We start from the raw sequence: 5,392 nt of genomic DNA on the forward strand, positions 1-5,392 counted from the left end.
GCCCGCCCGGCCGACATGATGCTGTTGGCCGATGATTCCAGCCTGTTCGGCGACCAGCCCGACCCGAACGAAACGCCATGGACGCCGCAACGTGACCTGCTTGGCAGCGAGCGTTTCGCCCGCGAATTCGTCGTCGAAACCGAGAACGATGGCAGCGCCTGGCTGCGTTTCGGCGACAACCAGTTCGGCGCGGCGCCGATCACCGGCCAGCGCCTGCTCGCCCGCTACCGGCTGGGCGGCGGGCCGCGCGGCAACGTCGGCGCCGAGGCGATCAGCGCCCTGGTCAGCGACGATGCCAGCCTGATGCTCGGCATCCAGTCTTTGCGCAACCCGCTACCGGCCCAAGGCGGCGCCGAGCCGGAAACACTCGACGCCATCCGCCTCAATGCCCCGGAAGCCTTCCGCACGCAGGAACGTGCCGTCACCACCGACGACTACGCCCGAGCCGCCGAGCGCCATCCCGACGTGCAGCGCGCCGCAGCCCGCCTGCGCTGGACCGGCAGTTGGTACACCGTTTTCCTGATGCTCGACCGCCGCGCCGGCAAGCCGGTCGATGCCGAATTCAAGGCCACCCTGCGCGCCTTCCTTGAACGCTTCCGGCTGGCCGGCTACGACTTCGAATTTGCCGACCCGGTGCACGTCCCGCTCGATATCCAGCTGCAGATCTGCGTCGCCAGCGGCTACTTCGCCGCCGACGTCAAAGCCGCCCTGCTCGAAGCCTTCACCGCCGGCGTCGACCGCCATGGCCGGCCCGGCTTCTTCCATCCCGACGGCTTCACCTTCGGCACGCCACTCTATTTGTCCGCCGTCGTCGCCCGAGCCATGGCCGTGGCCGGCGTCGCCTCGGTCGACATCCGCCGCTTCCAGCGCTGGGGACGCAGCGCCAAGGGCGAACGGGCGGCGGGCGTCATCACCGCCGATCAGCTCGAAGTCCTGCGTGCCGACGGCGACCTCAATTTCCCTGAAAACGGCCAGATCAGCTTCATCGTGGAGGGCGGATCATGAGCACTTCCGACAACTGCGGCTGCTGCGCCGGCGTCACGCCACTGACGCCGGTCGACGCCATCCAGCCCCCCGGCCAGCCAGCGCTGGCGCTGCGCGTCGGCACCCACGGCCGCTTCCGGCAAAGCATGCTGGCCGACCTCGCCGACGAGCTGGCCCTCGAAAACCTGACCACCCGAGCCAGCGACGACCCGGCCATCGCCCTGCTCGACAGTTGGGCCGCCGTGCTCGACGTGCTGAGCTTCTACCAGGAACGGATCGGCAACGAAAACTACCTGCGCACCGCCACCGAACGCCGCTCGGTGCTCGAACTGGCTCGCGCCATCGGCTACGAACTGCGCCCCGGCGTGGCCGCCTCGACCTGGCTCGCCTTCACACTCGAAACCGCGCCCGGCGCGCCGCTCGAAACCCGCATCGACATCGGCGCCCGCGCCCAGAGCGTGCCGGGGCAGGACGAAACGGCGCAGACTTTCGAGACCCTCGAAGCCATCGACGCCAAGGTCCGCTGGAATGCGCTGCCGGTGCTCGCCGCCGAAGCCGTGCCGCCACGCATGGGCCTGCGTACCATTTATCTCGCCGGCACCGCAACCCGCCTGCAAGCCGGCGATGCGCTACTCATCATCGGCGACGAACGCGCCAAGAACCCCGACAACGAAAACTGGGATTTCCGCCGCGTCACCCGCCTGCGCGAAGTGCTGCCCGCCGATCCGAGCGACCCGAAAGACCTCGGCTACACCGTCGTCACGCTCGATCGCGGCCTAGGCAAACCCTGGCATGGCGTCCATCCGGCCCGCACCAATCCGCGCTGCTATGCCCTGCGCGCCCGCGCCCACCTGTTCGGCCACAATGCCCCGGATTGGCGGGCCATGCCGGCCAACCTGCGCGCCAACTACCTCGGCATGGCCGACGATGCCAAGCCGCCGATCAGCCAGCATCCGGAATGGCCGGGCTTCACGCTGGCTGACATTTCCGATCCACCGGCTGGCAGCGCCAGCGGCAGCGGGCTCCTCGGCCAGTACTACCGGGGCAAGGGCTTCCGCGAAGCGATCCTGAGCCGTACCGATGCCACGGTCGATTTCAACTGGGGCGTCGGCAGCCCCGATCCCGCCGTGCCAGCCGATCATTTCTCGGTGCGCTGGTCCGGTTGGGTCGAGGCCCCGAGCAGCGGCCAGTTCAGCTTCTTCGTCACGGCCGACGACGGCCTGCGGCTGTGGATCGATGGCGAACTCGTCATCAATTTCTGGATCGACCAGGGCGCCACCGAACGCAGCGGGTCGGCCCGTCTGCAAGCCGATCACAAGCACGACATCCGGCTGGAGTACTACGAGAACGGGGTCGCCGCCGCTTGCAAACTGGAATGGTCCGGCCCCGACGTCGCCAGAGCCGTCATCCCCACCAACCGCCTCTACCCGCGCGATGTCCATACCGTTCACCTCGACGCCAGCTACCCGAAATGGCTGGCCAACGGCTGGGCCGTCATGTCCATCCCGAATTACGAGGAGGTCTATCGCATCGTCAGCACCGAGGACGACGCCCGTGCCGACTTCACCGTTTCGGCCACCGCCACCCGACTGACGCTGAGCGGCGAAAACCTGCGCGACACCTTCAACAACCATGTCCGCGCCACCACGGCCTTCGGCCAATCAGAGCCGCTCGACTGGGCGGCCCGGCCCGTCTCCGGTTTCCTGCAAGGCCACCTGATCGACCTCGCCGGCTACGAGCCTGATCTGCCGGAAGGCCGCTGGCTCGCCGTTTCCGGCCTCGTGCTGGCCGACGTTCCGGCCAATGCCAAAGCGCGCAATCGGCTGGACAAGGGCGACGCGCTGGCCGCCATCCGTATCGCCCGCGACCGCAAAACGGCCGATTTGGAATTTGAGGATTTTTTCCGGTTGACCGTGGCACTCGCCCCGGCCGCCGAAATTGTCCGCATCCAGCACAACGACAGCAGCAACGGCCACACCCAACTGCTTCTGGACAGCGATCTGACGAACGCCTACCTGCCGTCCACCGTCCGTATCAACGCCAACCTCGCCCCGGCCAGCGCCGGCGACAGCAAGCAGATGCGCATTCAACCCGAGCCCCTGGGCAGCGGCGACGGCAGCCGCAGCCTGCAACGTTTCGCCCTGCGCCAGGGCCCGCTGACCTACATCACCGCCGCGACGCCGAGCGGCACGGCGAGCACCCTCGAAATCCGCGTCGACGGCCTGCTCTGGCAGGAAGCGCCGCGCTTCACCGCACCCGGCCCGACCGAGCGCGCCTACACCGTCAAGCTCGACGAAAACGGCAGCGCCACCGTGCAGTTCGGCGACGGCGAGCATGGCACCCGGCTACCGACCGGCAGCGGCAATGTCGAAGCGCGCTACCGCGTCGGCCTCGGCACGGCCGGCAACGTCAAGGCCGAGCAGATCAGCATGCTGCTCACCCGGCCGCCCGGCCTCAAGGCCGTCACCAATCCGGTGGCAGCCAGTGGCGGGACCAATGCCGAAGCCGGCGACGAAGCCCGGCGCAACGCCCCGCTGCGGGTCCGGACGCTCGACCGCATCGTCTCGTTGCGCGATTTCGAGGATTTCGCTGCCGCCTTCACCGGCATCGGCAAGGCCCAGGCCGTCTGGCTGTGGGACGGCGAACAGCGCATGGTCCATCTGACCGTGGCCGGCACCGACGGCGCCCCGCTCGACCCTAATGCCGCGCTCTATCGCAACCTACTCGTCGCCATCGACGGCGCCCGGCCGCCGTACCAACCGCTGCGTGTCAGCCCCAGCCGCGACCTGCGTTTCGGTCTGACCGCCGGGCTGTGGATCGCCGCGGACTACGAAGCCGAGAAAGTTCTTGCCTCCGCCCGGAATGCGCTCGAAAACACCTTCGGTTTCGCCGCCCGCGCCTTTGGCCAACCGGTCACCGGCAGCGAAGTGCTGGCCGCGCTGCAAGGCGTCGCCGGCGTTATCGGCGCCGATCTCGACAAACTGATTCAGGTCGAATCCGGCCTCACCGTCTTTACCTCGAATGGCCCCGATGGCAGCATCCCGGCCCGCAGCGCGCGCTGGCAGGGCAACAGCCTGCAACCGGCCGACCTGCTGCTGATCGACCCGGCGGCCGTCACCCTCACGGAGCGCACGTCATGAAGCTCGACGCCGAAACCCTGCTTGCCCTGCTGCCCGCCTTCTACCGCGAGCGCGACGCCGAAGCGGGCGACCCGCTGCGCGCCCTGCTCGGCGTCATCGCCCGCCAGGGTGCGCTCGTCGAAGCCGACATCGAACGGCTCTACGACAACGCCTTCATCGAAACCTGCGAAGACTGGGTCGTCCCCTACATCGGCGACCTGCTCGGCGTGCGCGCCCTCTATCCCGTCGGTGGCACCGCCGCTTTCGGCCCGCGGGCGCTCGTCGCCAACACCCTGCGCCTGCGCCGGCGCAAGGGCACGGCGCTGGTCCTCGAAGAACTGGCCTTCGACACCACCGGCTGGCGCGCCCGTGCCGTCGAGTTCTTCGAGCGCGTATCGACTACCCAATATTTGAATCATCTGCGCCCGCATTCCCTGCGCACGCCGGACCTCCGGCAGCCCCGGCCGCTCGACCGCATCGACGGCCCATTCGGCAAGGAAGCCCACACCGCCGACATCCGCGCCCTGCCGGCCGGCCGCTACAACCTGCCGAACGTCGGCCTGTTCCTCTGGCGCCTGCAGGCCTACCCGATGCAGCGCGCCACCGCCCGCCCGGCGACGACGCGGCCCGGCTTCTACACCTTCGACCCGCTCGGCCTCGACCAGCCGCTGTTCAACCGGCCGCGCACCGAGACCGACATCAGCCACCTGGCCGAACCGATCAATGTTCCGGAAGCGCTGCACTGGCGCGACCTGCACGCCGAACTCGAAGCCCGCCGGCAGGCCCTGACCGATGGCGAAGACCCCGACGACCAGTATTTCGCCGAAGCCGGCGGCGGCCCGGTGTTGCGCGTCTGGATCGACGACAGCGAAGTGCCGGTCGAACACCTGGTCATCTGCGACTTAAGCCCGATTCCCACGGTCGTGCCGGAAGACTGGCGCCATCCGCCGGCCACGCTCACCGTCACCGCCCGCAAGGCCGGCCGACCCGACATGACTTTCCCGGCCGCCGGCGGCGTGCTGGTCGGTATCGACCCCCGGCGCGGCCGCCTGGCGCTGCCTGACGGCGTCACGGCGAGCCGTGTCGAAGTCGGCTACGCCTACGGCTTTCCCGGCGACATCGGGGCCGGCCCCTACGACCAGCGCCCCGGCCCGGGCGACAACGATCCGCTGGCGGCCCAACCTGCGGCGGCCGATTTCGACGTCGTCATCCACATCCCCAGCGCCGCGACGCCCACCCTCGCCTCGGCCTTCAACGCCCCGGCCAACCCGGCCGATGCGGTCAACCGG

At 69.1% G+C, this 5,392-nt stretch carries 3 protein-coding genes; all 3 read left to right on the forward strand.

What is annotated here, in order from left to right; all coding sequences use genetic code 11:
• The coding region (locus ADADOO_RS00790) for a putative baseplate assembly protein (RefSeq protein WP_511274261.1) at positions 1-1,005 on the forward strand (1,005 nt) is incomplete at its 5' end.
• A complete protein-coding gene (locus tag ADADOO_RS00795) occupies positions 1,002-4,124 on the forward strand; it encodes a putative baseplate assembly protein (RefSeq protein ID WP_511274262.1) in 3,123 nt (1,040 codons plus the stop codon). The genes ADADOO_RS00790 and ADADOO_RS00795, both read left to right, overlap by 4 nt.
• The coding region (locus tag ADADOO_RS00800; RefSeq protein WP_511274263.1) for a hypothetical protein at positions 4,121-5,392 on the forward strand (1,272 nt) is incomplete at its 3' end. The genes ADADOO_RS00795 and ADADOO_RS00800, both read left to right, overlap by 4 nt.

Origin of the sequence: Azonexus sp. (genome assembly GCF_036170495.1) — a bacterium.
GTDB lineage: Bacteria > Pseudomonadota > Gammaproteobacteria > Burkholderiales > Rhodocyclaceae > Azonexus.

Bases quoted from the DNA above. Each gene is read 5' to 3' on its own strand.
- ADADOO_RS00795 (WP_511274262.1), top strand. From the start codon at position 1,002: ATGAGCACTTCCGACAACTGCGGCTGCTGCGCCGGCGTCACGCCACTG.